This is a genomic window from Pseudomonas salmasensis (assembly GCF_014268375.2).
Taxonomy (GTDB): Bacteria; Pseudomonadota; Gammaproteobacteria; order Pseudomonadales; family Pseudomonadaceae; genus Aquipseudomonas; species Aquipseudomonas salmasensis.
Window position 1 is genome coordinate 453,482 of the sequence record NZ_CP077083.1, and the last position, 26,099, is coordinate 479,580.

The following is a 26,099-nucleotide window of genomic DNA, read 5'->3' on the forward strand; positions in this document are numbered from 1 at the left end:
CTTCGCGAGCAAGCCCGCTCCCACAGTTGGATTGTGGAGTGTCAGGTAGAGAGATGTCGGCTTTCAGGCCGTCATCGCAGGCAAGCCCGCTCCCACATTTGGATCGTGGTGTCCCCGCCCCCCTACAAATCAAACCGATCCACCGCCCGCCGCCGCTCATTGTCGTCACGCACGTCATAGCTGGCAGTGGTCTGGATGTTGGTGTGGTGCGCCAGCTTCTGCGCAATCGACAAATCATGCTCCTCGATCACCCGCGTGATAAACGAACGACGGAAATCATGGGGCATGATCTTGACCCCCACCTGATCACCACGCTGGCGCGCGATGTAGTAAATCGCGTGTTTGGTGATGCGTTCCCGGGTGATATGGCTGCCTCGACGAATGCGATTGAACAGGAAGCTATCATCCTGCTCACCTTCCTTGAGCTGCTCGCGACGAAACGCCAGCCAGGCCTGCAGTTTGGCAAACGCCCAGTCCGGCGCGTACTTGACCAGCTCTTTGTTGCCCTTGCCGATCACCCGCAAGCTGCGCTCGTCAAAGTTGATCTGCGCCAGGTCCAGATTCACCGACTCCGACTTGCGCATGCCCGAGCCATATAACAGCCCTATCACCGCGGCATCCCGCAGGCCCTGGGGCCGAGGGTCGGCGGCGCAGACGTCGAGCATCTCGCGGATCAAGGTGCGGCGCAGGTTGCGGCCCTGGCCCAGGCGCGTACCGGGTGTGGCCTTGACCGAGCGCATCTTCAACAGGTGGTCCTGGCTGATCAAGCTCATGCGCCACGCCTCGTTCATCACCCCGCGCACCGCATTCACATACAACGACGAGGTGTTCGGCGCAAAGCCGTCCTCGCGCAAGGCAGCCACCAGTGCGATGACGTGTTCGGGCTGCAGCAGGTGCCAGTCAATTTCTTCGAGGTTGAGGTCTTCGAAACCCAGGCGGTCGGCGGCATCCTGCAGCACGTAGCGCATGGTCAGTTGGCTGGAAGGCGCCAGGCGGGTGAGATAAAGGGTCAGCGGGTTGCAAATGGACTCGGTCAAGGTAGATCAGCCTTTGGATTAAATACACCGACCAACTATTTGATTAGTCGATGTATTTAGTGGATTGGCGAAGGCCGAGTCTAACCCAGGACCGGCCCTTGCACAAAATCACGGGGCGGTGTCGTCGTCCTCGCTGGCTGCCTGGGGTTGGGCCAGGGACTGGCTCCAGTCGGCGTCCTGTTGCTGCATCAGCGCGAACCACTGCTGGCGCATAAAGGCGAGGTAGCTGTCCGGTGCCTTGGCAAAGTCCTTCTCGTCGCCATAGCAGCCCGGCAGTGGCAGTTCGGTGCCCTGCTCCTTGTATTGGCTGACCAACGCTTGCTGCGCCACGACGCTACAGTCAGTAGGCAGTGGCATACCGCGCAAGGCGCCAGCGTCCTCGTCCCACCAACTGGCGCCCACGCGGTCAAGACCACGCAGACGATACTTCTCGGACTTGCCGACATGCATGATCAGCTTGAATTCGTTGGGGCTGACGTCACTGGTGCAAGCGCGTGAATAACCGACGGTAGCCTGGGTATTGCCGTCGCCCAGCAGGTCGGTGACCCTGGTGGCAGCCCGGTCAAAGCGCAGCCCGGCGTCAAACTCGCAGTGCTGCACATCGTCGTACAGCATCCACACGCGCTTGGGGCGCTCGCCACTCAGCACGTACTGCGCCGCGTAGACAAAGGCCGATTGGGTACCATCGTCATCGCGCTCACCGACTTGCTCGGCGAGTACCAGCAGGTTTTTGCCCTGGCGGTCATCCCAGGTATACGCGGCGACTTGCTTGCCGCGCACTTCCACCCCTTCCGGCACCTGGTCCAGAGGCGTCAGCGCGACGCCCTGTTCGGCCCGCACGCTGGTGACACAGGCCACCGTCATCAACAATCCCATCAGCACGGGCCGCAATGGGCCGCGCAAAAGCTGCACGCTATTCATCCGAGTACCCTGGCAAGAGAGGGCTTACTTTACCGGCACTTGAGCGCCAATGCAGAGAAGATTGTTGAAGGGCGCGCATTGGCCGGATCCCAAGGCTGAGATTGAACCAAGCGCCCTGTATAACGCTCCGATACTGCCATCGGACGTCTAGATGTAACGCCTTGATTACCTAGCTGAACCCTAGCTGTCTACCTGTCAAATAAACGGGTTTTTCATCCGCCTTTCATATTCGTTGAACATTTTTGCGCTTAACCTTGTATCCAACACTTCAGAGCAATCCGGGGTTTATCGACTAACCTATTGATTACGCTTTATCTTTAGCTCCGCGTTGTAGTCTGCGGGCTGTAGTTTTGCCCAATAATCACTGCCGTTTTCGCGCTCCAAGTTGCTCCAGCCCGAGGTCATGAATCTTTGAAACCCTACCCTATTCATTGCGTGTCGATCGTTATCCCGGTCTACAACGAACAAGAAAGCCTGCCTGAGTTGCTGCGTCGCACCACGGCAGCCTGCAAGCAACTGGCTTACGAATACGAAATCATCCTGGTGGATGACGGTAGCCGCGACAATTCGGCCCAACTGCTCGAAGACGCCGCCGCCGAAGACGGCAGCAACGTAGTGGCGGTGATCCTGAACCGCAACTACGGCCAGCACGCGGCGATCATGGCCGGCTTCGAACAGTGCCGTGGCGACGTGGTGATCACCCTCGACGCCGACCTGCAGAACCCGCCGGAAGAAATCCCGCGCCTGGTCGAACAAGCCGCCCTGGGTTACGACGTGGTCGCCACCGTGCGCAATAACCGCCAGGACTCGGCCTTCCGCCGCTGGCCGTCGCGCTTGATCAACCTCGCCGTGCAACGCTCTACCGGCGTGGCCATGAGCGACTACGGCTGCATGTTGCGCGCCTACCGCCGCACCATCGTCGACGCCATGCTCGCCTGCCGTGAGCGCAGCACGTTCATTCCTATCCTGGCCAACGGCTTTGCCCGCCACACCACGGAAATCCTCGTGCACCACGCCGAACGTGAGCACGGCGAATCCAAATACAGCGCCATGCGCCTGATCAGCCTGATGTTCGACCTGCTGACCTGCATGACCACCACGCCCTTGCGCCTGCTGTCCATCGTCGGCTTTAGCCTCGCGGCGCTGGGCGTGCTGTTTGCCTTTGCCCTGATCGTCATGCGCTTGGTGTTCGGCGCCGACTGGGCCGGTGATGGCCTGTTCGTGCTGTTTGCGGTGCTGTTCGTGTTCACCGGTGGCCAGTTTATCGGCATGGGGCTGCTGGGCGAATACCTGGGCCGCATGTACAGCGATGTACGTGCCCGCCCACGCTTCTTTATTGAAAAAGTGCTGCGCAACCAACCGGCAGCACCGGCCCCAGTCGTCGTGGTCGACGGCCTGGTGTCTTCCCATACTTCTACTTCTTCTTCGGATCAGGTCCAGTCATGAGTTCAAAAGCTGTTGTATTCGCCTACCACGATATTGGCTGCGCAGGCATTGAAGCGCTGCTCAGCGCCGGTTACGAAATCGCCGCCGTGTTCACCCATGCCGATGACCTTAAGGAAAACAACTTCTACGGTTCCGTCGCCCAACTCTGCGCACGCAACGGCATCCCGGTACATGCTCCGGAAGACGCCAACCACCCGCTGTGGATCGAACGTATTGCCAAGCTGAACCCGGAGTACATCTTCTCGTTCTACTACCGCAACCTGCTGAGCGAACCGCTGTTGGCCACCGCTCGCAAAGGCGCGTTCAACCTGCACGGCTCGTTGCTGCCTAAATACCGTGGCCGCGCTCCGGCCAACTGGGTGTTGGTCAACGGCGAAACCGAAACCGGCGTGACCCTGCATCGCATGGTCAAGCGTGCCGATGCCGGCGCCATCCTGGCCCAGCAGGCAGTCACCATCGAACGCAGCGATACCGGCCTGAGCCTGCACGCCAAACTGCGGGATGCGGCCGCTGCCCTGCTGCGCGATGCCCTGCCACAGCTGGCCCAGGGCAAGCTGAGCGAAACCGCCCAGGACGAGAGCAAAGCCACCTACTTCGGTCGTCGCACCGCCGCCGATGGCAAGCTGGACTGGAAACAGCCCGCCGAGCAACTGTTCAACCTGGTGCGTGCAGTGACCCAGCCGTACCCGGGCGCCTTCTGCGCCGTGGGCGAGCACAAGCTGATCGTCTGGCAAGCCGACGTGGTCAAGGGCAACGAAGGTCTGGCGCCTGGCCGTGTGATCAGCGTCAACCCGCTGCGCATTGCCTGCGGTGAAGATTCCCTGGTGGTCGAGTTCGGCCAGCGCAACGAAAACGGCCTGTACCTGGCGGGCCCGTCCCTGGCCGATGAACTGGGCCTGGTGGATGGCTCTGTACTGCGCGGCGCCGAGTCAGGCCGCAAGCCACGCCGCACTCGCGTGCTGATCCTGGGCGTCAACGGCTTTATCGGTAACCACCTGTCCGAGCGCCTGCTGCGTGACGACCGCTACGAAGTCTACGGCCTGGACATCGGCTCCGACGCCATCGAACGCCTGCGCAGCCACCCGAACTTCCATTATGTGGAAGGCGATATCAGCATCCACACCGAGTGGATCGAGTACCACATCAAGAAATGCGACGTGGTGCTGCCGCTGGTGGCTATCGCCACGCCAATTGAATACACCCGTAACCCGCTGCGCGTGTTCGAACTGGACTTCGAAGAAAACCTCAAGCTGGTGCGCTACTGCGTCAAGTACAACAAGCGCGTGATTTTCCCGTCGACCTCCGAAGTCTATGGCATGTGCCAAGACCAGTATTTCGACGAAGACACCTCCAACCTGGTGGTGGGCCCGGTCAACAAGCAGCGCTGGATCTACTCCGTCTCCAAGCAACTGCTGGACCGCGTGATCTGGGCCTACGGCGACAAGGGCCTGAAGTTCACCCTGTTCCGCCCGTTCAACTGGATGGGGCCGCGCCTGGACCGCCTGGACTCGGCACGTATCGGCAGCTCTCGCGCCATTACCCAATTGATCCTGAACCTGGTGGAAGGCACGCCGATCCGTCTGTTCGACGGTGGTGAGCAGAAGCGTTGCTTCACCGACATTGCCGACGGCATCGAAGCCCTGGCGCGCATCATTGATAACGACAATGGTGTGTGCGACGGCCAGATCATCAACATCGGCAACCCCGAAAACGAAGCCAGCATCCGCCAGTTGGGCGAAGAGCTGCTGCGTCAGTTCGAGGCTCACCCGCTGCGCCACAACTTCCCGCCGTTCGCCGGTTTTCGCGACGTCGAGAGCAAGGCGTTCTACGGCACGGGCTACCAGGACGTGGCGCACCGCAAGCCGAGCATCGAAAACGCCAAGCGCCTGCTGAACTGGGAGCCGAGCGTAGAGATGAGCGAAACCATCGGCAACACGCTCGATTTCTTCTTGCGTGAAGCCATGCTTGAAATTGCGGACAAAAAGTAATGCAGGCAGGTCTTCGCATCGACGTCGACACCTACCGCGGCACCCGTGAAGGTGTGCCGCGGTTGCTCGACTCCCTGGCCGAAGCCGGGGTCAAAGCGACGTTCTTCTTCAGTGTCGGGCCGGACAACATGGGGCGCCATTTGTGGCGCCTGATCCGCCCGCAGTTTTTGTGGAAGATGCTGCGCTCCAACGCTGCCGGCCTGTATGGCTGGGATATCCTGCTGGCCGGCACCGCCTGGCCAGGCAAGCCGATTGGCCGCGACCTGGGGCATTTGATGCGCCAGGCCAAGGCCGCCGGGCATGAAGTCGGCCTGCACGCCTGGGACCACCATGGCTGGCAGGCCAACACCGGGCGCTGGAGCGAGGCACAGCTGGTCGAGCAGATTCGACGCGGCGTAGACACCTTGAGCGACATCCTCGGCGAGCGCATCGACTGTTCAGCGGCCGCCGGTTGGCGTGCCGATGAGCGCGTGGTGCAAGCCAAGCAAAGCTTCAACTTTCGCTACAACAGCGATTGCCGGGGCACCAGCCTGTTTCGACCGACCTTGGCCGATGGCAGTGCCGGCACCCCACAAATTCCGGTAGACCTGCCGACCTTCGACGAAGTCGTCGGGCCGGTGGTGGCTGCCAGCGATTTCAACCGCTTCATTCTTGATCGGTTCAACGCGTCAAAGCTGAACGTCTACACGATCCACGCGGAAGTAGAAGGGATTTTGATGGCCAATGATTTTCGCCAGTTGCTCGCCCAAGCCGGGCAGCGCGGCATCGAGTTCAAACCCTTGGGCGAGCTGTTGCCCACGGATGTGACCACCCTTGCCCAGCAACAGCTGGTGCGCGGCGCCTTGAGCGGCCGCGAGGGTTGGCTGGGAGTGCAGCAGGCATGATTCGCCGCTGGGCTCTGCCCCTGCTCCTGCTGGTGTTCGCCGTGTTCTACCTGCTGCCGTTGGCCACCCACGGTCTGTGGATTCCCGATGAAACCCGCTATGCGCAAATCAGCCAGGAAATGCTGCTGACCGGCAAATGGGCCGCGCCGCACTTCATGGGCATTCGCTACTTCGAAAAGCCCGCCGCAGGCTATTGGATGATTGCGCTGGGCCAGGCGATCTTCGGACAGAACCTGTTCGGCGTACGGTTTGCCTCGGCGTTGAGTACCGGCTTGAGCATTCTGCTGGTGTACCTGGTCTCTCGCCGGTTGTGGAACGACCCGCAAAAGAGCCTGGTCAGCACGCTGCTCTACATGAGCTTCGTCAGCGTGGCCGCGTTGGGCGGCTATGCCAACCTGGACCCGCAATTCACCTTCTGGGTCAACCTGACAGGCGTGGCCTTGTGGTTCTGTTTCGACAGCACCACACGGCGTGCGCGCTTGTGGTCCTGGGCCTTGCTGGGCCTGGCATGCGGCATGGGCTTCATGACCAAGGGCTTTCTGGCCTGGTTGCTGCCGGTGTTGGTCGCCCTGCCCTACGCCGTCTGGCAAAAACGTTTTGGTGAGTTGTGCAAGTTTGGCCCTGTTGCCGTGGTGGTAGCGATTGCCGTCAGCCTGCCGTGGGCGTTAGCTGTGCACCTGCAAGAGCCGGACTACTGGCATTTCTTTTTCTGGCACGAGCACATCCAACGCTTTGCCGGTGAAGCCGCCCAGCACGCCGAACCGTTCTGGTATTACTTGCCGCTGCTGGTGGGGTTCGCACTGCCGTGGGTCGCACTGCTGCCGTCCACGCTCAAGCAGGCCTGGCTGCAACGACGCGTGCCGAAAACCGCGTTCCTGTTGCTGTGGTTGTTGATGCCCCTGGCGTTTTTCAGCCTGGCAAAAGGCAAGCTGCCCTCCTACATCATGCCGTGCATGTTGCCCCTGGCCTTGCTGATGGGCTCGGCCCTGAGTGACAAACTGGCTCAAGGGCGCGGCCGCGTGCTGCGCATCAATGGTTGGTTGAACCTGGCGATCGGTGTGCTGGTATTGCTGGCCCTCAGCTGGTTCCAGTTGAAGAAACCGGTATACGAACCGGGTGAGGAAACCCTCAGCCTGGTGCTGGTGTTTATCTTTTTGTTCGGTTGGATCGTGGTCAATCTGCTGCAAGCGGCACGCCCCTTGGCATTGTGGGCTGCGCCCTTGATCGGCAGTGGCTTACTGGTGCTGCTGGTGCCTGCGGCGTTGCCTCATTCGGTGGTTTACAACAAGACCCCGGACCAATTCATCATCGATCACATCGACGAACTGCAGCCCAGCGTTGCCCTGCTGAGTAACGACCTGGGTGCCGCCTCGGCGTTGTCCTGGCGCCTCAAACGCCCCGATATCACGCTGTACAACACCTCGGGTGAGGTCAAGTACGGCCTGGGTTACGAGGACACGGCGCCGCGCCTGGTCGACCGTAACCGCATCCAGTCATGGATGGCCGAAACCCGTCGTACCGGCGCAGTAGGCGTGGTGATGCGCGTCAATAGCACCGGCGAAAAGGAAGAGCTCGCCCTGCTGCCCACCGACGGCAAGCGTTATGCGCAGGGCAAGATCGTGATCCTGATTTTCCCGCAGGTCGCGCCATGATCACCCTGCTGCTATTGCTCACCGCCTGCCTGCTCACTTGCATGGGCCAGGTCTCGCAAAAATTCGCCGTGGAAAGCTGGCGCGACGTGCCGGACGGCTGGGCACCGAAACTGCGCTCACCGTGGTTGTGGTCGGCGCTGGTGTGCCTGGGCCTTGGCTTGCTGGTATGGCTGCTGGTGTTGCAGCGTCTGGAGGTAGGCGTTGCCTACCCCATGCTCAGCCTGAATTTTGTGCTGGTCACGCTGATGGCGCGCTTTGTGTTTCACGAACCCATTGATGGCCGTCACTGGCTGGGCGTGGGGCTGGTGATTGCCGGCGTGGTCTTGCTGGGGCGTCAGGTATGAGCCGCGTGCGGGGTTTCGCCCTGGCCCTAGGCAGTGTCGGCCTGGTGAGTGGCGCCCAACTGGGCATGCGCTGGAGCATGACGCGCCTGCCCCTCCCCACTGAATGGCTGGCCGCCTTCACCGATAACAGCATCGACCTGGGCGCCCTGAGCGTGGTGAGCCTGGCGATCATCGCCTATGCGCTGTCGATGCTGTGCTGGCTCGGCGCACTGAAGCACTTACCCCTGGGCCGCGCTTATTCGCTGCTCAGCATCAGCTACGCGCTGGTGTATTTGCTGGCCGCCAGCCTGCCGGTGTTCAACGAAGATTTTTCGCTTTCAAAAACCTTGGGGGTGGCCTTGGTCATCCTCGGCGTACTGGTTATCAACTCTCGTCGTGCTAGCACCTCAAGTCCCAGGAATACCCCATGAAAATCAGTGTATTTGGTAGTGGTTACGTTGGTCTGGTCCAGGCCACTGTATTAGCCGAAGTCGGTCACGATGTCATTTGCATGGACGTTGACAAGCACAAGGTCGAATCGCTGCAGAAGGGGCATGTGACCATCTTCGAGCCGGGCCTGGCAGCCATGGTCAAGGACAATCTGGAAAGCGGGCGCCTGCGCTTTACCCACGACGAAAAACTGGCCGTCGAACACGGCGAAGTGCTGTTTATTGCCGTGGGCACGCCGTCGGATGAAGACGGTTCGGCCGACCTGAAATACGTGCTGTCGGTGGGTGATGCAGTCGCTCGCCATCGCGTGGCGCCGGTAATCCTGGTGGAGAAATCCACCGTACCAGTCGGCACTGGTGACACGTTGCGCGACCACATCCTCAATAACCTGCGCGCCGCCGGCCGTGAGCTGCAGTTCGATATCGTCTCCAACCCGGAATTCCTCAAGGAAGGCTCCGCCGTTGCCGACTGCCGCCGCCCGGACCGGATCATCATCGGCTGTGAGCGTGAAGAAGTACGTGACGTGATGCGCGACCTGTACGCGCCCTTCAACCGCAACCACGACCGCATCATCTTCATGGACCTGCGCAGCGCCGAACTGACCAAGTACGCCGCCAACTGCATGCTGGCCACCAAGATCAGCTTCATCAACCAGATCGCCGAGCTGGCCGAACACCTGGGCGCCGACATTGAGTCGGTGCGTCTGGGCATCGGTGCCGACTCGCGCATCGGCTACCACTTTATCTACCCTGGCTGCGGTTATGGCGGCTCGTGCTTCCCCAAAGACATGCGCGCTCTGATCCACAGTGCCAAGCAGGCCAACTGCTCCAGCGATCTGCTCGAAGCCGTGGAAGCCATCAACCAGCGCCAGAAGAGCAAGCTGTTCGAGCGCATCAACGCGTTCTTCCAGGGCAACCTCAAGGGCAAGACGTTCGCCCTGTGGGGCCTGGCCTTCAAGCCCAACACCGATGACATGCGAGACGCCCCCAGCCGTGTGCTGATGGAAGCCCTGTGGGCCGCCGGCGCCAATGTGCGTGCCTTCGACCCGGAAGCGATGCAGGAAACCCAACGCATCTACGGCGACGACCCGCGCCTGATGCTGATGGGCACCCCGGAGTCCACCTTGGGCGGCGCTGATGCGTTGATCGTGTGCACCGAATGGCAGCAATTCAAGGCGCCGGACTTTGACCTGATTCACCAGCGCCTGAAAACCCCGGTGATCTTCGACGGCCGTAACCTGTACGACGGCGAACGCCTGACGCGCAAGGGCTTCAAGTACTTCCCCATCGGCCGCGGCGATTCCTGCGAGTTGCCGATCCCCCAGCAAAACTGGGTGGAACAGGTCAAGGACGCTTGCTAGGTGAACATCGCCTTACCGTCCGGGCAGCGTGCAACGATCCGTCACCAGTCGCTGGGGCTTGGGCTCTTGGCACTGGTGCTGTTTATCGCCGGTAACTGGCACCAGGCGATCATCGGCTTTGATTCGCGCTTTGTGCTGTTTGCCCAGGAAATGCTGCGCCATGGGCCAAGCTTCTTCCCCACCACCTATGGCCAGCCGTATGCCGATTACCTGGCGACGTCGACCCTGCTGACGTGGCTGCTGTCGGTGCCCTTGGGCCAGGTCACCAGCCTGACGGCGTGGCTGCCAACGGCGGTGGCGTCGGCGCTGATTGTGGTGTTGGTCTATCGCCTCACTGCGCCCTACTCACCGCGTTGGGGCCTGCTGAGCATTGCGATGCTGCTGCTCAGCAGTACCTTCGTCAGCGAAACCCGCGCAGTCTCCCTCGATCAGATGCTCGCCGCCGTCGCGTTGGCGGTGTTCTACCTGGGCTATGCCCATGACCATTTCGCCGCCGCCAAGCGCCTGCATTGGGTGTTTTTGCTGTTGCTGCTGGGGTTTGCCATTCGTGGCCCGATCGGCCTGGTGATCCCCACGGGTGTGTTGTGCAGCTACTACCTGATCAACCGCCAGTGGCGCCAGCTGTTCAGCTTCGGCCTGCTGGCACTGGCGCTGCTGGCGGCGTGCGTCGGCCTGTTGCTGCTGCTGGCCAAGCTCAGCGGCGGTGAAGACTTTATGCATGACGTGATTCGCATGCAGTTCCTGGGGCGCATGGACGGCAGTGAAGGCTCCGGCGGTGTGCTGTATTACTTCACCAGCTCTTTGGGCAATTACGCCCTGGCCTATCCACTGGCATTGTTAGTGCTGCTGGCGGTGCTGATGGGCGGCCGACGTGCGCCGGACCCGGCCTTGAAGCTGGTGCTCTACTGCGCAGCAGCGGGTGTGCTGGTGATGCTGGGGCTTTCGGTCCCCCAAGCCAAAAAAGCGCGTTATATCCTGCCGATGTTGCCGATGGCCGCGATCATTGCCGCGTATCCCTTCGTGGTCACGCAGGGGCGACTGTTTGCCTGGCTGCGCACTTTGATGCTGGGCATCTGGACGCTGTTGCCAACCCTGTTGGCCATTGGCCTGGTGGTGGCGCGGCGGCGCTACCCGGAGCCGCTGGCCGACCTTGCGCTGATCTTCGTTGTGCTTGGCATGCTACAGGTGCTGGCGCTGCTGGCATTGTTCCGAGCGCGGCTGCGCACCTGCGGCCCCGCCTTGGCCGCCGTGCTCGCCCTGTGGGCCACCTACATCATGGTGGTCGAACCCCTGGAACGTCAGGTGTACGACACCCGCACCTTCAGCCTCGCCGTCAAGGCGCACGTTCAGCAGCAACCGGCGCCGCTGGTGTTGCATGCACTGGGCAAAGACGCGAAAGCCATCAAGTTCATGGTCAACTTCGATTGCGACAAGGTGCCGTTGTTTACTCAGCTGCCCGCCGAATTGAAACCCGTCCAGGCGCCGGCCTGGATAGTGATGAGCCAGGCCGACTTCCAGGCGCTGGACGATCCGCGCCTGCGCTCAATCACGCCGACGCTCACGGCAGCGTTCGACAAAACCCCCTATGTGTTGCTGCATTTGGCAAAAACCTCGACGCCCTGAGTGCTTTTCCGGCTGCATTGTAAGAAAGAACGCCCACTGCTCAACGAGTGGGCGGCTTTCATCATAGGTACCAAGAAAGTGCCTACATTTGTTTGCGTAATAGCTGGTGCACTTTCCCTTCCGGTGCTCGGAGCCCAACTGTAGACTCGCTGCCACGTGCACTCATTATCTACCACCCGACCGTCAGGACTGCCCTGTAACGCTTGGGTCAGGGCACTTCATAACAACAAGGACGTTGTAGGCTGCCCACGCGCGATGGCTTACTTCATTGAGAGGAAAATGCCGTGCGAGATGACCTGTTAACCGTACCTTTACCCAGGCTGGATCGTTTGATGGCGTTGCGTGACGCACTGGTGGCGTTGAAGGGGCCGCTGGCCGACGATCCCAGGCTGCGCGAAGACCTGCAAGCGCGCCTGATCAACGAAGAAACCCATAGTCGCGTGCTGGGCAAGATCAACCCAGCTACGCCAAGAGCCACCGGGCCAATTACCTATGGCGAAGCGTTTTAATTACATTTATTTTGCATTTAACCCTCATTAATATGCAGTAGCGCCCTGTGTTCAGGCGCGGCACACTGCGCAGGTTCCTTCCCCCAATGTTGGAACCTTCAAAGGGCTGTTCCGGGAAACCAGGCAGGCCTTTTTTTTCGCCCGCCGTTTATGGACCGTCTTTCAATGCTCGCTCGCTGGTTACCCGCTGCAATCAACACCCGTCCCGCCGAATGGAGCCGTGCAGCCATCGGCATGGCCCTGGGCACGATGCTCAGTGTCTGGGCTTGTGCCCAAGTATTCGGCATGGAGGTGGCCCTGCACCTGCTCGGCCCTCTGGGTGCCTCGGCGGTGCTGCTGTTTGCCGTGTCATCGGGCGCGCTGGCCCAACCCTGGTCGATCATCGGCAGTTACCTGTGCGCAGGCGTGGTGGCTTTGCTGGTTGCCCGCGTCCTGGGGCGCACCTTGGGCAGCGCGTGCCTGGCGGCGGGTATGACAGTGGTCCTCATCTGCTGGCTACGCTGCCTGCACCCGCCGGCCGGTGGGCTGGCCATGACCCTGGTGCTGGCCGATCCGGCATCTGTCGCCCTTGGCTGGTACGAACTGGCGCCGGTGATGCTCGGCGCTGGCGCCCTGCTCGCCTGTGCGCTGGCCTATAACAACGCCACGCGTACGCGTTACCCCAAAGGGCTTGCCGAGCCTGCACCGGCCGTAGTCGCCAGCGCGCCCGTGATCGACCCTGCCATCACCGCAGCCGACCTCAAGCTGGCGCTGGCAGAGATGGAACAGTTCTTCGACATCGAGCCCAGTGAGTTGGAGCACCTGATTCATGCCGCCCAAGGCCATGCGCGGCGACGCAGTATTGGTGAGGTACTCGCCAGTCGCGTCACCTGATAGCGCTCGCGACGACTGGTGCATCGCGCCGCTTGCGATCAACCCCGTGACAGCTAAAGTTAAATCTACGCACTTGAAGTTGTCTGCCGTTCAACGATGTCTGGGCCCATGCAGTACCAGTAGCGAAGACAAGGAATGTCTGGCTGTGAATCAGTCGCACTGGCGGTCGCCCATCGTGTACCTCCCCCAGATGCACTCCTCGTATTTTTCCTGCCAGCCCTCCTGCCTGAGTGTTTCGAAAGATTGATTCGAAACAGGAGAGCTTCACCTTGGATAAGCTATTTCAACAACTGCTACGCTCGCCGCTGTTTGAACCGCGCCAGCGTCATCACATTCATCTGAAAACCTATATGGACCTGACCATCAAGCGTATGCATGCGCTTTTTGGCACAGGGCTGATCAATAACGACCTATGGCTGGGGCAACCACGGCAATCGGAATTTGCCTCATTGTGCGAGCTGATGGGCTATCTGGGGGCGTTCGATTACGCGCTCCACTCCTCGGTAGTCGATCATATGATTGCCGTCGACGCCTTGTTCAACCACGGCTCTGCCGCCCAGGTAAAGCGCTATCGAGACGAAGCGGTTCACCTGCACAAGGTCTACGCCTTCGGCTGTACGGAAGTCGCCGTGGGGACCGATGTGCGCAACGTGCGCACCACGGTGACGTACAACCGACAAACCCATGACCTCGTTCTCGACTCCCCGTCACCCGAAGCCTGTAAATGCTGGATAGGCAACGCTTTTCGCGCCGCTCAAGTGGTGATGGTGCTCGCCCGTCTGATCGTTGATGGAGAGGATCAAGGCCACCACTGGTTCCGCGTGGTTATTCGCCAGCGCGAAAATGGTCGACTGCGCAATGGCGTGAAGATAATGGCGTGTGATCCAAAGGGGGGGATTCATGCCAACCAAGTGGCGGCCATACGCTTCTGTCAGATGCGGCTGCCCCTTGATGCGCTATTGCAACGCCACGCCCGCTTCACAGACGAAGGCACGTTTGTCAGCGACTTACCGTTGCACCAGCGTTTTGTCACGGCCCTGAAGACCTTCCTGCAGGAACGGCTGCTGTTCATGGCCGGCATCCGTCATAGCGCCGGGTTGACAGCCCACCTGAGCTATCGCTTCGCCCTGCACCGCCTGCTTCATGCGCCTGGCGGCCAAGTGACGCTATTGAGCCAGCCCTTGTTTCGTCAACGTCTGTATGCCGTACAGCTCAAGGCGCTTGCGCTCAAATACCTGGAGCAGGCAGTGCGCAAACGCTTCGAGGCTGAGTGGGCACACGAGGCCAGGCGCAAGGAACTCCATGTGCTGGCAGCCGTTTGCAAAGCAGTGGGCGCCTGGCAAGGGCTGGAGGTGATGGCACGCTCTCGCGAGCTGTGTGGCTCCCAAGGTTTTCATCATTACAACCAGGTTGTTACTCAACGCATGGACTGCGAGATTGCCAATACCTTTGCCGGCGACAGTTCAGTCATGGCCTATCAAGTCATTAAAGATGCCCTTGCACGGCCTCGGTTCGTCGACAGCCCTCCCAACACTATCGGCCAGCGCGTCGAAGCGAAAATCATCGGGGAATGCCTCCCACCTGCCGGGTTTACCCACGGGCAGGCGTTGGGCGTTGTGTACGCCAGGGCGTTGGACCTGGTGATTCAAGAAGTCGAAGACGCAAAGCTGCTTACGCCCGCGACGGTGGAGGACCTGATCGGCGAGTTCGCTGACTACCTTTATCCCTGGGGTGTCCGTAAACCAGCAAGGGCCGGGCTGGATGTCAGACCACAGCAGATCGAAGCGCTGGCCATGTTGCTCAAACCACCGCAAATCCTGGTCAGCGCACTGATCGATTGCCCTGATTACATCCAGCAGTTCACCCGCACACTCTACGAGGAGCAATGACATGGCTCTGCAATCGCTACCGGACTTTTGCGACCCGACAACCATCGGTGACCCCTACCCAGCATTCGCTTATCTGCGCCATCACCACCCGTTGTACTGGTCGCCCCACTACAAAGCCTGGTTGATGACCCGGTTTGACGATGTCGCCAGCGCGCAATCCGACGCCCAGCGTTACTCCTCCAATCGAATGCGTGAACTGGTAAATGCCCAAGTGCCCGCGCACGAGCGAGCCGCACTGGAACCCTTCATCGAGAAGGCCGCACGCTGGATGTACTCCCAGGACGGCAAGGCGCACGAGGCAGGCCGCAAAGTGTTGGGCAAGGCGTTTACGCCGCGATCCATCGACGCGTTGGCGGGCGATATTCAACTGATTGTGGATGACCTTCTGGAACAACTAAGCCCGCAGCCAGAGTTGATGAGCGAACTGTTCAACAAGATTCCTGCGCTGATCCTCGCGCACATTTTCGGCATTGCCGCAAAGGACGCGCTGAAAGTGCGGCGCTGGACGGATGCGATCATCGTATTCATGGTGGGTAGCACCGACCCGGCATTCGGGCCTCGAGAAGCGTTGCAAGCCATGGAGGAAATGTACGCACACTTCGCCCGGTTGGTAGAGGACCGCCGCCAGTCACCGGGTGACGATCTGATCAGCCAAGTGATTGCTGCCGGTGACGAAGCCGGCATGAGCAAGGACGATGTGCTGGCTCAACTGGCCTTTATCGTGGTGGCGGCTACAACGACCAGCGCCGACCAACTGGGCATCATTTTGTTTTATCTGCTCACCCATCCACAGGCGCTGGCAGAGCTGAAAACCGACCCGAACCTGATCCCGAACGCCATCGAAGAGTCACTGCGCATCTGCCCGGCGGGGCAACTGAGCCATCGCGTCGTCACCGAGGACGTCACGTTGCACGGTCAGACGATGCGCAAAGGTGATCTGGTGTACTTGATCCGAGCGGCGGCCAATCGCGACCCACGCCATTTCACCGACCCCGAACGCTTCGACATCCATCGTAAGAAACACGACCATCTGGCATTTGGTCGTGGCCCGCACTTCTGTATGGGCACATTGCTCTTCAAGCTGGAAGCAAAGATTGTGTTCGGTCGTCTATTGCAGCGTTTTGCGCACCTGCGACTGATAGATGGGAAACCGCCGACATGGCGCACCAATAGTTTGCAATTTCGTGGGCTAAGTCATATCCACGTCGCGCTGGAACCTATGGACAGCGGTATCACCCGCTGCTTTTCTGCGGCGCCATGGGAGAAGAATGGCGGGTATTGTCGAGCACTCCGTGCAGGCAACCTGGTTGTCACCAGTGGCACGGTGGCATTCGATGAGCAAGGCAACCCCTATGCGCCAGGGGATGTGTACCGCCAGACCCGGCGTTGCCTGGAGATCATCGAAGCCGCGCTCAAGCAACTGGGAGTGGACAGAACCCTAGTAGTCGCTACGCGCATGTACACCACCGATGTTGCCTGGTGGCCGCAAATCGCCAAGGCTCACCAGGAGTTCTTCAGCCATTGTCCGCCGACCACTATGTTACTGGGCGTCAATCAATTGATCGCGCCTGCCTATCTCATCGAAATAGAGGCGCAAGCATGGACCGGCCTCTGATGACTCCCGAAGGGGCGCGCACAGCGGTACGTGACGCAGTGGTGATGGATGTGCAGGACCACTGGATTGAGGGGCCTGAGCGCAGGGTCCGCATACGTCTATATCGGCAACCAGCGGCCTTGCCGGCCCCGGTGCTGTTGTATTTTCACGGCGGCGGATGGGTTGCGGGCGATCTGGATACCCACGATAGCTTCTGCCGGATCATGTGCGAATGGGCGCGGTGTGCGGTGGTTGCTGTCGATTACGCCCGGCCACCGGAATATCGCTTCCCAGCTGCGGTGCAAGATTGTTACGCCGTTACCGAATGGGCCGCGACCCAGGGCTGTAGCCTGGGCCTGGACAGCACTCGGCTGGCGGTAGCGGGGGGTGGGTCCGGTGGTGGCCTGGCTGCGGTAATCTGCCAGATTGCCCGTGATCGTTGCGGGCCCTACATCGGTTTTCAAATGCTGTTGTACCCCGTGCTCGATTGCCTGGCGCGCAATCGTTCACGAATTCAGTTCGCCACTGGCTTTGGCCTCACCGCAGAAATACTGGACTGGTATCTCGCGCAGTATGTAAACGCAGGGCAATCGCTCGCCCATCCCTGGCTCTCGCCCGCACGCCATGCGTCTTTGCACGGTTTGCCCGAGGCGCTGATTCTGAGTGCCGACTGCGATTTACTGCGCGATGAGGGCCGGGCCTATGCACGGCAGTTGAAAAAGGCCGGTGTACGAGTGCGGCACACTGTATTTAGGGGAATGCAGCACGGATTTATCAATTACCCCGGCAAACACCACTCGGCACAAAAAGCCATACGCCTTTGCGCACAAGCCCTGATTGAGCACTTTGCCCTCGACCCAGGCACGCACGGCACTGCATAAATGCAACAACGACCTGCACGATTCCGGGTTGTACGGGGCAAATTTGCACTGGTACGATCACAAGAGAGTTCACCCGCGAACATCTTGATAAAGACAATAAAAGCAGGGAGTTAGAGATGACTGCTCAGGTTTCATCCCAAGCAAGCCACGCCGAGACCCAGCAGGACGCTGTTCTGGCACAGGTGCGTAACCATATCGGCCACCTCACCCTCAACCGCCCCGCCGGCTTGAACGCCATCACCCTGGACATGGTCCGCCAGTTAACCGCGCACTTGCAGGCCTGGGCCGACGACCCCGAGGTCTACGCCGTGGTACTGCGCGGCGCCGGTGAGAAGGCCTTTTGCGCCGGCGGCGACATCCGTTCGCTGTACGACAGCTTCAAGCAAGGCGACACCCTGCACCAGGACTTCTTCGTCGAGGAATATGCCCTCGACCTGGCCATCCACCACTACCGTAAACCCGTACTGGCACTGATGGACGGCTTTGTCCTCGGCGGTGGCATGGGCCTGGTGCAAGGCGCAGACCTGCGGGTGGTCACCGACCGCAGCCGCCTGGCGATGCCGGAAGTGGCCATCGGGTACTTCCCGGATGTGGGCGGCAGCTATTTCCTCTCGCGTATTCCTGGCGAACTGGGCACTTACCTAGGGGTGACCGGCGTACAGATCCGTGCGGCGGATGCCTTGTACTGCGGGTTGGCAGACTGGTACATCGACAGCGCCAAGCTGGTTGAGCTGGACCAGAAACTCGACGGCCTGCAATGGCACGACTCGCCGCTCAAGGACTTGCAAGGCGCACTCGCCAAGCTCGCCGTACAGCAATTGGCCGACGCCCCGCTGGCGGCCTTGCGCCCGGCCATTGACCATTTCTTCGGGTTGCCGGACGTGCCCAGCATCGTCGAGCAACTGCAACAAGTCACCGTAGCCGATAGCAACGACTGGGCGCTGACCACCGCCAACCTCATGCAGACCCGCTCGCCCTTGGCCATGGCCGTGACCCTGCAGATGCTGCGCCGTGGCCGCCACTTGCCGTTGGAGCAGTGCTTTGCCCTCGAGCTGCATCTGGACCGCCAATGGTTCGAACGCGGCGACCTGATCGAAGGGGTTCGCGCGCTGATCATCGACAAGGATAAAACCCCGCAGTGGAACCCTCCCACCCTCCATGCTCTGGATGCCAGCCATGTCGAGAGCTTCTTCCGCGACTTCGTGCAGATTGGGAAATAAGCCATGCAAGATCTTGAATACACTGAAGAACAAGTGATGATCCGCGACATGGCGCGCGATTTTGCCCGTGGCGAAATCGCCCCCCATGCCCAGGCTTGGGAAAAGGCCGGCTGGATCGACGACGCCCTGGTGGCGAAAATGGGCGAGCTGGGCCTGCTGGGTATGGTCGTCCCGGAAGAATGGGGTGGCACCTACGTCGATTACGTCGCCTACGCCCTGGCCGTGGAGGAAATATCCGCCGGTGACGCTGCGACGGGCGCGTTGATGAGTATCCATAATTCAGTGGGTTGCGGGCCTATCCTCAACTACGGCACAACCGAACAGAAACACACCTGGCTGGCCGAACTCGCCAGCGGCCAGGCCATCGGTTGCTTCTGCCTGACCGAACCTCAGGCGGGTTCCGAAGCCCATAACCTGCGCACCCGTGCCGAGTTGCGTGACGGCCAATGGGTCATCAATGGCGCCAAGCAGTTTGTCAGCAACGGCAAGCGCGCCAAGTTGGCCATTGTGTTCGCCGTGACCGACCCGGAACTGGGCAAGAAAGGCATTTCGGCGTTCCTGGTGCCGACCGATACCCCAGGTTTTGTGGTGGATCGCACCGAGCACAAGATGGGCATTCGTGCGTCAGACACCTGCGCCGTCACCCTCAACCACTGCAAGGTTCCTGAAGCCAACCTGCTGGGGGAGCGTGGCAAGGGCCTGGCCATCGCCCTCTCCAACCTGGAAGGCGGACGCATCGGTATTGCCGCCCAGGCCCTGGGCATTGCCCGCGCCGCGTTTGAAGCTGCGCTGGCCTACGCCCGTGATCGGGTGCAGTTCGACAAGGCGATCATCGAACACCAGAGCGTGGCCAACCTGCTGGCCGACATGCAGACCCAGCTCAACGCTGCACGTTTGCTGATCCTTCACGCCGCGCGCCTGCGTACCGCCGGCAAGCCATGCCTGTCTGAAGCCTCCCAGGCCAAGCTGTTTGCCTCGGAAATGGCCGAGCGGGTCTGCTCCAAGGCAATGCAGATCCATGGTGGGTATGGGTACCTGGAGGATTACCCGGTAGAGCGCTACTACCGGGATGCACGGATCACGCAGATTTATGAAGGCACCAGCGAGATACAGCGGATGGTGATTGCCAGGGAGTTGAAAAACTACCAACTCTAACTGACATGACAAAAAAACCGGGGAAGCTGGCTCGCCTGCGAGGCAGGTACCTCGGCACATCAGCGCAGTTGCGCCGAAGTTGTGTCGATACCTATGTTTACTGGATCAAGCCGACGTGCGCAGGCGTGCCATGCTCAGGGTATCGACAAACACGCCATCACGCAGGGCGTAGTCGCGCAGCCGCCCTTCCACCTCGAAGCCGAACTTGCGGTACAGGTTGTGCGCAGCTTCGTTGTCGGCGTAGACCGTCAGTTCTACACGGCGCAAGTTCATCCAGTTGTCGGCCACCTCCAGCGCGGCCGCCAACAGCCGCGAACCGACGCCCTTGCCCTGCCAGGCAGGCGCGATGCCCATACCCAATGAGCCAACGTGGCTCTGGCGTACGCGCAGGTACTGCTCAAGCCCCAATTGGCCAATCACCTCAGCGCCCTGCAACGCCACCAGTTGCAGGCGCCGCTCGTTATCCATCACCAGGCGCTTGCGCCACATCTCAACCGACTGAAAAGGCATTTGCAGCACCTGACGGCACACAGCCGGTTCGTTGTAGAGCGCGGCGACGCCCTCCAGGTGGGCCTCGGTAAAACGCTGGATCACGATAGACGGTTCAGGCACGTGCATTGCTTTTCATCCTTTGAAAGACAGGTGGCCGGCCAGTGTAGAGGCTAAGTCGCCCATCTGACGAGCCGGAGTTTTCCCACCGGCCAACCAGCACCATCCTGCATCTGAACGATGGCGATCCCTGCGCGCAGCGCCGATACTCAGCCCAGGCCCTGCCCCGTCAACCCGACGCTTTGGCCTTCACCCTGTGACGAGAACAACAAAAAAAGTCCCACAGAGGAACACCCATGAATCGCCTTGATCCCGCGAGCCTGTTGCAGGCTTTCAGCACCCTGACCCTGGACCTGCAACGCCTGGCCCAACACCAGGACATCGAACACTTTCAACACCATGCCCTGGCGCGCCTCAACCAATTGCTGGCCTTCGACAGTGCCTGGTGGGGGCGCTCGGCGGTCATCAATGGGGTGCCGCACGAACACAACAGCTACCTCCACCAGTTGCCCCCCGACTATCTGGCGGACTGGCAGTCGATCCGCCATCTGGACGTGACCGTTGCCCGGGTGCATGCCTCGCCCGGCGAGGCGGTGATCATCGATATGCGCGACCCCGCCAACGGCAGCGCCTTGAACTGGCTGGGGCAACGCCACGGCCTGGGTGAATTGCTGTGTGTGATCCATATCGACGCGCAAACCCATCTCAGCCACCACCTCACGCTCTACCGCCAACCCACCGCGCCCACGTTCAACGCGCAGGATTGCCAGTTGCTCAATAACCTGATGCTGCACCTGGTGGCGGCGGTCTCGGCGAACCAGATCCGCACCTTAGTGGCCATGCGTGAAACCCTGACCAGCCCGCGCAATCTCGCCCTGGCGGTGTGCGACCCACGGGGAGTATTGCAATGCGCCGAGCGCGGGTTTGTCGACCTGCTGCTCACCGAATGGCCGCAATGGTGTGGCCCCACCCTGCCAGTGCCCCTGGATGAGCGCGGGCATGACGGCAAGCACATCCATATCCAGGTGTCCCCCGTGGGCGACCAATTGCTGCTGGCCGCGCGCGTCAACCGCGCCCTGCCCCAGCTCAGCCCACGGGAAAACGACGTGGCCCAAGGGTTTGGCGAGGGCAAGACCTACAAGGAAGTGGCCCGCGACCTTGGCCTCTCACCCAATACCGTGCGCCACCATATTCGCGCCATCTACACCAAGCTCGGCGTCAAGGACAAGGCGCGCATAGCGCACCTGGTGCACGCCCCGCCCGACTGACCCTGCCCGTTTCTCCCACGGTTTACCACGGTCGTTTTTTAACGGTCACGGGCTGCTGTTGCCCTTTTTTCGGCCTTCTCACACGAGACGCTTCTTCATGACTTCCACATGCTTACGTAACCTGACAGTGCTGTGCGCAACCCTGCTCAGCCTCGACAGCCAGGCGGCCGACCTCAATGCTCGCGACTTTTTCGCCGCCCCACCGGGTACCAACCTGGGTGTGTTGTACCTGCCCGCCACCCGCGCCGGTGATTTCCATGGCCCCGCCGACAGCACGGGCAAGGCCGACCTGCGGGTCAACGCCGTGGCTTACCGCCAGGTGTATTTCACCGACGCCTGCGGCACCTTGTGCACGCCGCAATTCATCCTGCCCTTTGCCGACATCAGCGCCCGCCTGCCGGGCGCCAGCCAACGCAGCCGCGAGCGCGGCCTGGGCGACCCACAGGTGGGCGGTACGCTGTTTTTCGTCAACGACCCAACCTCGCGCACTTACAGCGGCCTATTGAGCCTGATCACCGTGCCGGTGGGTGAGTACCACAGTCAAAACCCGGACGTGTCCCCCGGTGCCAATCGCTGGGGCGCCACCTTTGTCTACAACTACACCCACGGCATCGGCGAGAAATGGGTGCTGGAAGCCAACCTGGAAGCCCAGCTTTATGGTCGCAATGACGATTACTTTGGCAGCGAACTCAAGCAAGCCCCGCTGTATCGCCTGCAGGCCTTCGCCTCGTATGACTTCAGCGCCGCCACTTACGGCGCACTGCGCCTGATCCAGGCCGACGGTGGCGCGCTGCGCCTCAACAACCGCCGCCTCGACGACACCCACAAACGCTATACGCAAGTCGGCTTCGAACTCGGGCATTGGCTCGACCGGCAAAACCAACTGATGGTCAGCCTTTCGCAAAACGTTGCGGCTTCCAATGGCTATGCCGGCACCGAGGCGTTATTGCGCCTGGTGCATGTGTTCTGACCCCTTTCCTGGAGCTTGAAAATGCCCATTTCCACCTCTGCAATAACGGCACGGCTGGCGGCGATCGTGCTGTTTGCCGCCATCACTCCGACTATCCTGATGACCGCTCCCGCCGTGGCCGCGCAGTTGGCCAGCCAGTGGCAACTGAGCCCGGCGCGTATTGGCGACTTGTTTTCCGTGGAGCTGGGCGCCATGAGCCTGGCGACATTACCCGCCTGGTGGTGGCTCAAACGGGTTGACTGGCGCACCGCCGCCCGGGTCGCCGCGCTGTTGTTCATTGCCGCCAACCTGCTGTCGATGCTCGCCGACACCTACGCCGTGCTACTGGTGTTGCGCGGTGCCAGCGCCCTGGCCGGCGGCTCGTTGATGATCCTCTGCCTGGCCAGTGCCGCCACCACCGCCAACCCCAGCCGGGTGTATGGCTTGTGGGTGATGGGGCAGTTGGTCGTCGGGGCCCTCGGCCTGGTGGCGCTGCCTGGCTTGTTCGAACGATTTGGCTTGAATGCCTGTTACCTGATCCTGGCGGGGTTGATGACCCTGCTGCTGCCATTGGCGCGGGCTTTTCCCGCCGGTAGCCCAGCGTTGCCGGCCAACCGCGACCCGGTATTGCCCGGCTCACGCTGGAAAGCCGCCCTGGGGGTTGGCGCGGTCCTGGCCTTTTACATCAGCCTCGGTGGCGTGTGGACCTTTATCGGTGCCCTGGGTGCCAGTGCCGGGATTTCTGCGCAGCACAGCGGTGAAATCCTCGCCATCGCCACCGTGATGGGCATTGCCGGCGCCGCGAGCGCCTCACTGATCGGCGCTCGCCTGCCGCGTGGAGTGCTGTTGTTGCTGGGTTACACGCTGATGGCGGCTGCGGTGCTCTTGCTGGTCGGCCAGCCCGCCTTGCTGCGATTCGCCCTGGCCGCGCTGCTATTCAAATTTACCTGGACCTTCATCCTGCCGCTGATCCTGGCCTGCCTGGCCGACCTCGATCACAGCGGCAAGCTGATGAACGCCTCCAACCTGGTCATCGGCGGGGGGCTGGCCATCGGCCCAGCGCTCGCCGGCCGCCTGATCGAAGCCAGCGGCGGGTTCAGCCTGCTGTTGCTCGGTGCTGCCGCTATCACCTTGCTGTCGCTGGTGATGATCGTCGCCAGCCGTCCCCACTCCCCCACTGAACTGGAACCGGTATGAACCCAACCACCGCATTTTTCTTCGACGAAATGAGCCTGTGGCACAGCGCCGGCGCGCATGCGCTGACCCTGCCCGTGGGCGGCTGGGTGCAGCCGCCGGCCGGCAGCGGGCATGCCGAATCACCGGAGACCAAGCGCCGCTTGAAAAGCTTGTTGGATGTCTCCGGACTGAGCCGCCACCTGCACCTGCATAGCGCGCCGCCCGCCAGTGAAGAGGACCTGCTGCGCGTCCACAGCCGTGCTTACCTGCAGCGTTTCAAGGCATTGAGCGATGCCGGCGGCGGTGAGCTTGGTCCCCAGGCGCCGATAGGGCCGGGCAGCTACGAGATTGCGCAGCTGTCCGCCGGACTGACCCTGGCCGCCGTCGACGCGGTGCTCAAGGGCCAGGCGTACAACGCCTATTCGCTGTCGCGGCCACCGGGGCATCATTGCCTGGCAGACAGCGCCATGGGCTTTTGCTTTCTCGCCAACATCGCCATTGCCATCGAGGCTGCCAAGGCCTGCAACGGGCTGGGCAAGGTCGCCGTGATCGACTGGGATGTGCACCACGGCAACGGCACGCAGTCGATCTTCGAAGAACGCGCCGATGTGTTGACGATTTCCCTGCATCAGGACGGCTGCTACCCGCCCGGTTACAGCGGCGAGCAGGATCGCGGCCGGGGTGTAGGCCTGGGCGCCAACATCAATATCCCGTTGCCGCCAGGCAGTGGTCACGCCACCTACCTACAGGCCATGGAGCGTATCGTGGTGCCCGCGCTGGAGCGCTTCGAACCGGAGTTGATCATCGTTGCTTGCGGTTATGACGCCAACGCCGTCGACCCACTGGCGCGCATGTTGCTGCACAGCGAATCGTTCCGGTTAATGACCCGCGCGCTGCGTCTGGCAGCCGATCGCTTATGTCAGGGCCGCCTGGTGCTGGTGCACGAAGGCGGCTACAGCGAAGCCTATGTGCCGTTCTGCGGCTTGGCGACCCTGGAGGAATTGAGCGGCGTGCGCACAGCGGTGCAAGACCCGATGCTTGAGTTTGTGCAATTGCAGCAACCCGGTGCGGCGCTGCAGGGGTTTCAAGAGCAGTGGGTGGAGCGGCTGGCGCGCGGGGTCAGCGAGTAGCTGCCAGACGCCATACCCGCGCAATGTCCGAGGCCCGCTCACGCAACAGGCGCGGCGCCTCGTGACAGGCTTGCTCCAGAGACATCGGCCCCGACGGCAAGGCGAACGCTGCATCCACACCGTGGGCGTACATCTGCTCGTAGCCGTCGCCCAAGGTGCCCGCGACCACTATCACCGGCACGCCATGCCGCTGGGCAATGCGCGCCACGCCGAACGGAGTTTTGCCCCGCAGCGTCTGGGCGTCGAAGCGGCCTTCGCCGGTAATCACCAGATCGGCGCCGCGCACCGCTTCATCCAGGCCAACCAATTCAGCGACCACCTCAACCCCCGGACGAAACTGTGCACCGAGGAACGCCTTGGCGGCAAAGCCCAGGCCACCGGCGGCGCCGCTGCCGGGTTCGTCGCGCACATCTTTGGGCAGCACCTGGGCGCAATGGTCGGCGAAGTGGTCAAGGGCAGCATCCAGTTGTGCCACTTGCTCGGGGCTCGCGCCTTTTTGCGGGCCAAAAATTGAAGACGCACCGTGAGGGCCGCACAGCGGATTGTTGACGTCGGCGGCGATTTCAAAACGCACCTGTGCCAGGCGCGGGTCCAGTTGTTCAAGACTGATATGGGCCAGGCGTGCCAATGCCAACCCACCCGACGGCAGTGACTGGCGTTCGCTATCCAGTAGCTGCACGCCAAGGGCCTGCATCGCCCCTGCCCCGCCATCGTTGGTGGCACTGCCGCCAATCGCCAGGATAATGCGCTGCGCCCCGGCATCCAGCGCGGCGCGGATCAACTCGCCGGTGCCGTAGGTGGTACTTGAACATGCGTCGCGCTGCCCCGGCGCGACAAGTTGCAAGCCGCTGGCCTCGGCCATCTCGATCATCGCCGTATGGCTGTCGGCCAGCCAGCCCCAACGCGCTTCAACGCTGTCGCCCAGTGGGCCTCGGACCGCTTGCCTGCGCAGTTCACCCTTACACGCAGCGAGCACCGCATCCACCGTGCCTTCACCGCCATCGGCCATCGGGCATTGAAGCGCGTGCGCATCCGGCCAGACCTGGGCCCAGCCATCGGCAATCGCCTGGGCGACGCCTGCGGCACTCAGGCTGTCTTTGAACGAGTCGGGGGCGATCACGATTTTCATGGGCTTTCTCCGGTTTTTATAACGCCCATGCTGCCAGTTGGCTGGGGCAATGACGCGGGGCCGATGCACAAGTGTGGGGCGGGTTTGTTGTTC

The 26,099-nt window shown here is 61.5% G+C and carries 23 protein-coding genes; 19 read left to right on the plus strand and 4 right to left on the minus strand.

Translation table 11 applies throughout. From position 1 onward, the window contains the following. Positions 1 to 122: 122 nt before the first annotated feature. Both HU731_RS01830 and HU731_RS01835 read right to left on the minus strand, forming a co-directional pair. The gene (locus HU731_RS01830; RefSeq protein ID WP_056783188.1) at positions 123 to 1,037 is read right to left on the minus strand and encodes a site-specific integrase; all 915 of its coding nucleotides are present in this window, start codon (positions 1,035 to 1,037) and stop codon (positions 123 to 125) included. Between the two features lie 108 nt (positions 1,038 to 1,145). Further along, positions 1,146 to 1,958, minus strand: a complete 813-nt coding sequence (locus HU731_RS01835; protein ID WP_186607629.1) for a M949_RS01915 family surface polysaccharide biosynthesis protein — start codon at positions 1,956 to 1,958, stop codon at positions 1,146 to 1,148. Positions 1,959 to 2,369: 411 nt separating this feature from the next. On the opposite strand from HU731_RS01835, the gene arnC reads away from it, so the two are divergent. From arnC to HU731_RS01910, 15 genes are all read left to right on the plus strand, one after another. After that, a complete protein-coding gene (arnC, locus tag HU731_RS01840; protein ID WP_186607628.1) occupies positions 2,370 to 3,404 on the plus strand; it encodes an undecaprenyl-phosphate 4-deoxy-4-formamido-L-arabinose transferase in 1,035 nt (344 codons plus the stop codon). Further along, positions 3,401 to 5,392, plus strand: a complete 1,992-nt coding sequence (arnA, locus tag HU731_RS01845) for a bifunctional UDP-4-amino-4-deoxy-L-arabinose formyltransferase/UDP-glucuronic acid oxidase ArnA (protein ID WP_186607627.1) — start codon at positions 3,401 to 3,403, stop codon at positions 5,390 to 5,392. The genes arnC and arnA overlap by 4 nt, the downstream gene beginning before the upstream one ends. Next, a complete protein-coding gene (gene arnD / locus HU731_RS01850; RefSeq protein ID WP_186607626.1) occupies positions 5,392 to 6,276 on the plus strand; it encodes a 4-deoxy-4-formamido-L-arabinose-phosphoundecaprenol deformylase in 885 nt (294 codons plus the stop codon). The genes arnA and arnD overlap by 1 nt, the downstream gene beginning before the upstream one ends. Next, a complete protein-coding gene (gene arnT / locus HU731_RS01855; RefSeq protein WP_186607625.1) occupies positions 6,273 to 7,928 on the plus strand; it encodes a lipid IV(A) 4-amino-4-deoxy-L-arabinosyltransferase in 1,656 nt (551 codons plus the stop codon). Before arnD ends, arnT begins: the two co-directional genes overlap by 4 nt. After that, positions 7,925 to 8,272, plus strand: coding sequence for a 4-amino-4-deoxy-L-arabinose-phosphoundecaprenol flippase subunit ArnE (arnE, locus tag HU731_RS01860; protein WP_186607624.1), 348 nt, complete (start codon positions 7,925 to 7,927; stop codon positions 8,270 to 8,272). Before arnT ends, arnE begins: the two co-directional genes overlap by 4 nt. After that, positions 8,269 to 8,682 carry a 4-amino-4-deoxy-L-arabinose-phosphoundecaprenol flippase subunit ArnF gene (gene arnF, locus HU731_RS01865; RefSeq protein ID WP_186607623.1) on the plus strand — a complete coding sequence of 138 codons (414 nt, stop codon included), beginning with the start codon at positions 8,269 to 8,271 and terminating at the stop codon, positions 8,680 to 8,682. The genes arnE and arnF overlap by 4 nt, the downstream gene beginning before the upstream one ends. Beyond that, positions 8,679 to 10,061 carry a UDP-glucose dehydrogenase family protein gene (locus HU731_RS01870; protein ID WP_034127447.1) on the plus strand — a complete coding sequence of 461 codons (1,383 nt, stop codon included), beginning with the start codon at positions 8,679 to 8,681 and terminating at the stop codon, positions 10,059 to 10,061. The genes arnF and HU731_RS01870 overlap by 4 nt, the downstream gene beginning before the upstream one ends. Next, positions 10,062 to 11,684: an ArnT family glycosyltransferase gene (locus tag HU731_RS01875; protein WP_186607622.1), complete on the plus strand. Its 1,623-nt coding sequence runs from the start codon at positions 10,062 to 10,064 to the stop codon at positions 11,682 to 11,684. Between the two features lie 332 nt (positions 11,685 to 12,016). Continuing rightward, the gene (locus HU731_RS01880) at positions 12,017 to 12,193 is read left to right on the plus strand and encodes a hypothetical protein (RefSeq protein WP_186607621.1); all 177 of its coding nucleotides are present in this window, start codon (positions 12,017 to 12,019) and stop codon (positions 12,191 to 12,193) included. Between the two features lie 165 nt (positions 12,194 to 12,358). Further along, positions 12,359 to 13,066 (plus strand): HPP family protein, encoded by a 708-nt coding sequence (locus tag HU731_RS01885; protein WP_186607620.1) that lies wholly within the window; start codon positions 12,359 to 12,361, stop codon positions 13,064 to 13,066. Positions 13,067 to 13,416: 350 nt separating this feature from the next. After that, complete coding sequence (locus tag HU731_RS01890; protein WP_186607619.1) at positions 13,417 to 14,955, plus strand: acyl-CoA dehydrogenase family protein; 1,539 nt, start codon at positions 13,417 to 13,419, stop codon at positions 14,953 to 14,955. Position 14,956: 1 nt separating this feature from the next. Further along, positions 14,957 to 16,570, plus strand: a complete 1,614-nt coding sequence (locus HU731_RS01895) for a cytochrome P450 (RefSeq protein WP_186607618.1) — start codon at positions 14,957 to 14,959, stop codon at positions 16,568 to 16,570. Next, on the plus strand, positions 16,555 to 17,430 hold the full coding sequence (locus HU731_RS01900) for an alpha/beta hydrolase (RefSeq protein ID WP_186607617.1): 876 nt from the start codon (positions 16,555 to 16,557) through the stop codon (positions 17,428 to 17,430). Before HU731_RS01895 ends, HU731_RS01900 begins: the two co-directional genes overlap by 16 nt. A 116-nt stretch (positions 17,431 to 17,546) precedes the next feature. Beyond that, positions 17,547 to 18,650 (plus strand): enoyl-CoA hydratase/isomerase family protein, encoded by a 1,104-nt coding sequence (locus HU731_RS01905; RefSeq protein ID WP_186607616.1) that lies wholly within the window; start codon positions 17,547 to 17,549, stop codon positions 18,648 to 18,650. 3 nt (positions 18,651 to 18,653) lie between these two features. Beyond that, positions 18,654 to 19,805 (plus strand): acyl-CoA dehydrogenase family protein, encoded by a 1,152-nt coding sequence (locus tag HU731_RS01910; protein WP_186607615.1) that lies wholly within the window; start codon positions 18,654 to 18,656, stop codon positions 19,803 to 19,805. Between the two features lie 105 nt (positions 19,806 to 19,910). Here the strand turns inward: HU731_RS01910 and HU731_RS01915 are convergent, their stop codons facing one another. Then, positions 19,911 to 20,423 carry a GNAT family N-acetyltransferase gene (locus HU731_RS01915; protein ID WP_186607614.1) on the minus strand — a complete coding sequence of 171 codons (513 nt, stop codon included), beginning with the start codon at positions 20,421 to 20,423 and terminating at the stop codon, positions 19,911 to 19,913. Positions 20,424 to 20,650: 227 nt separating this feature from the next. Here HU731_RS01915 and HU731_RS01920 point away from each other — a divergent pair, with 227 nt between their 5' ends. The 4 genes from HU731_RS01920 to HU731_RS01935 all read left to right on the plus strand — a co-directional run bounded on the left by HU731_RS01920 (position 20,651) and on the right by HU731_RS01935 (position 24,877). Then, positions 20,651 to 21,622, plus strand: a complete 972-nt coding sequence (locus tag HU731_RS01920; RefSeq protein WP_186607613.1) for a helix-turn-helix transcriptional regulator — start codon at positions 20,651 to 20,653, stop codon at positions 21,620 to 21,622. Positions 21,623 to 21,719: 97 nt separating this feature from the next. Then, positions 21,720 to 22,592, plus strand: coding sequence for a transporter (locus HU731_RS01925; RefSeq protein WP_186607612.1), 873 nt, complete (start codon positions 21,720 to 21,722; stop codon positions 22,590 to 22,592). 21 nt (positions 22,593 to 22,613) lie between these two features. Further along, a complete protein-coding gene (locus tag HU731_RS01930; RefSeq protein ID WP_186607611.1) occupies positions 22,614 to 23,768 on the plus strand; it encodes an MFS transporter in 1,155 nt (384 codons plus the stop codon). Beyond that, positions 23,765 to 24,877 (plus strand): histone deacetylase-like amidohydrolase, encoded by a 1,113-nt coding sequence (locus HU731_RS01935; protein ID WP_186607610.1) that lies wholly within the window; start codon positions 23,765 to 23,767, stop codon positions 24,875 to 24,877. Before HU731_RS01930 ends, HU731_RS01935 begins: the two co-directional genes overlap by 4 nt. Here the strand turns inward: HU731_RS01935 and HU731_RS01940 are convergent. Beyond that, the gene (locus HU731_RS01940; protein WP_186607609.1) at positions 24,867 to 26,006 is read right to left on the minus strand and encodes a glycerate kinase; all 1,140 of its coding nucleotides are present in this window, start codon (positions 26,004 to 26,006) and stop codon (positions 24,867 to 24,869) included. The genes HU731_RS01935 and HU731_RS01940 overlap by 11 nt on opposite strands. Positions 26,007 to 26,099: the final 93 nt, after the last annotated feature.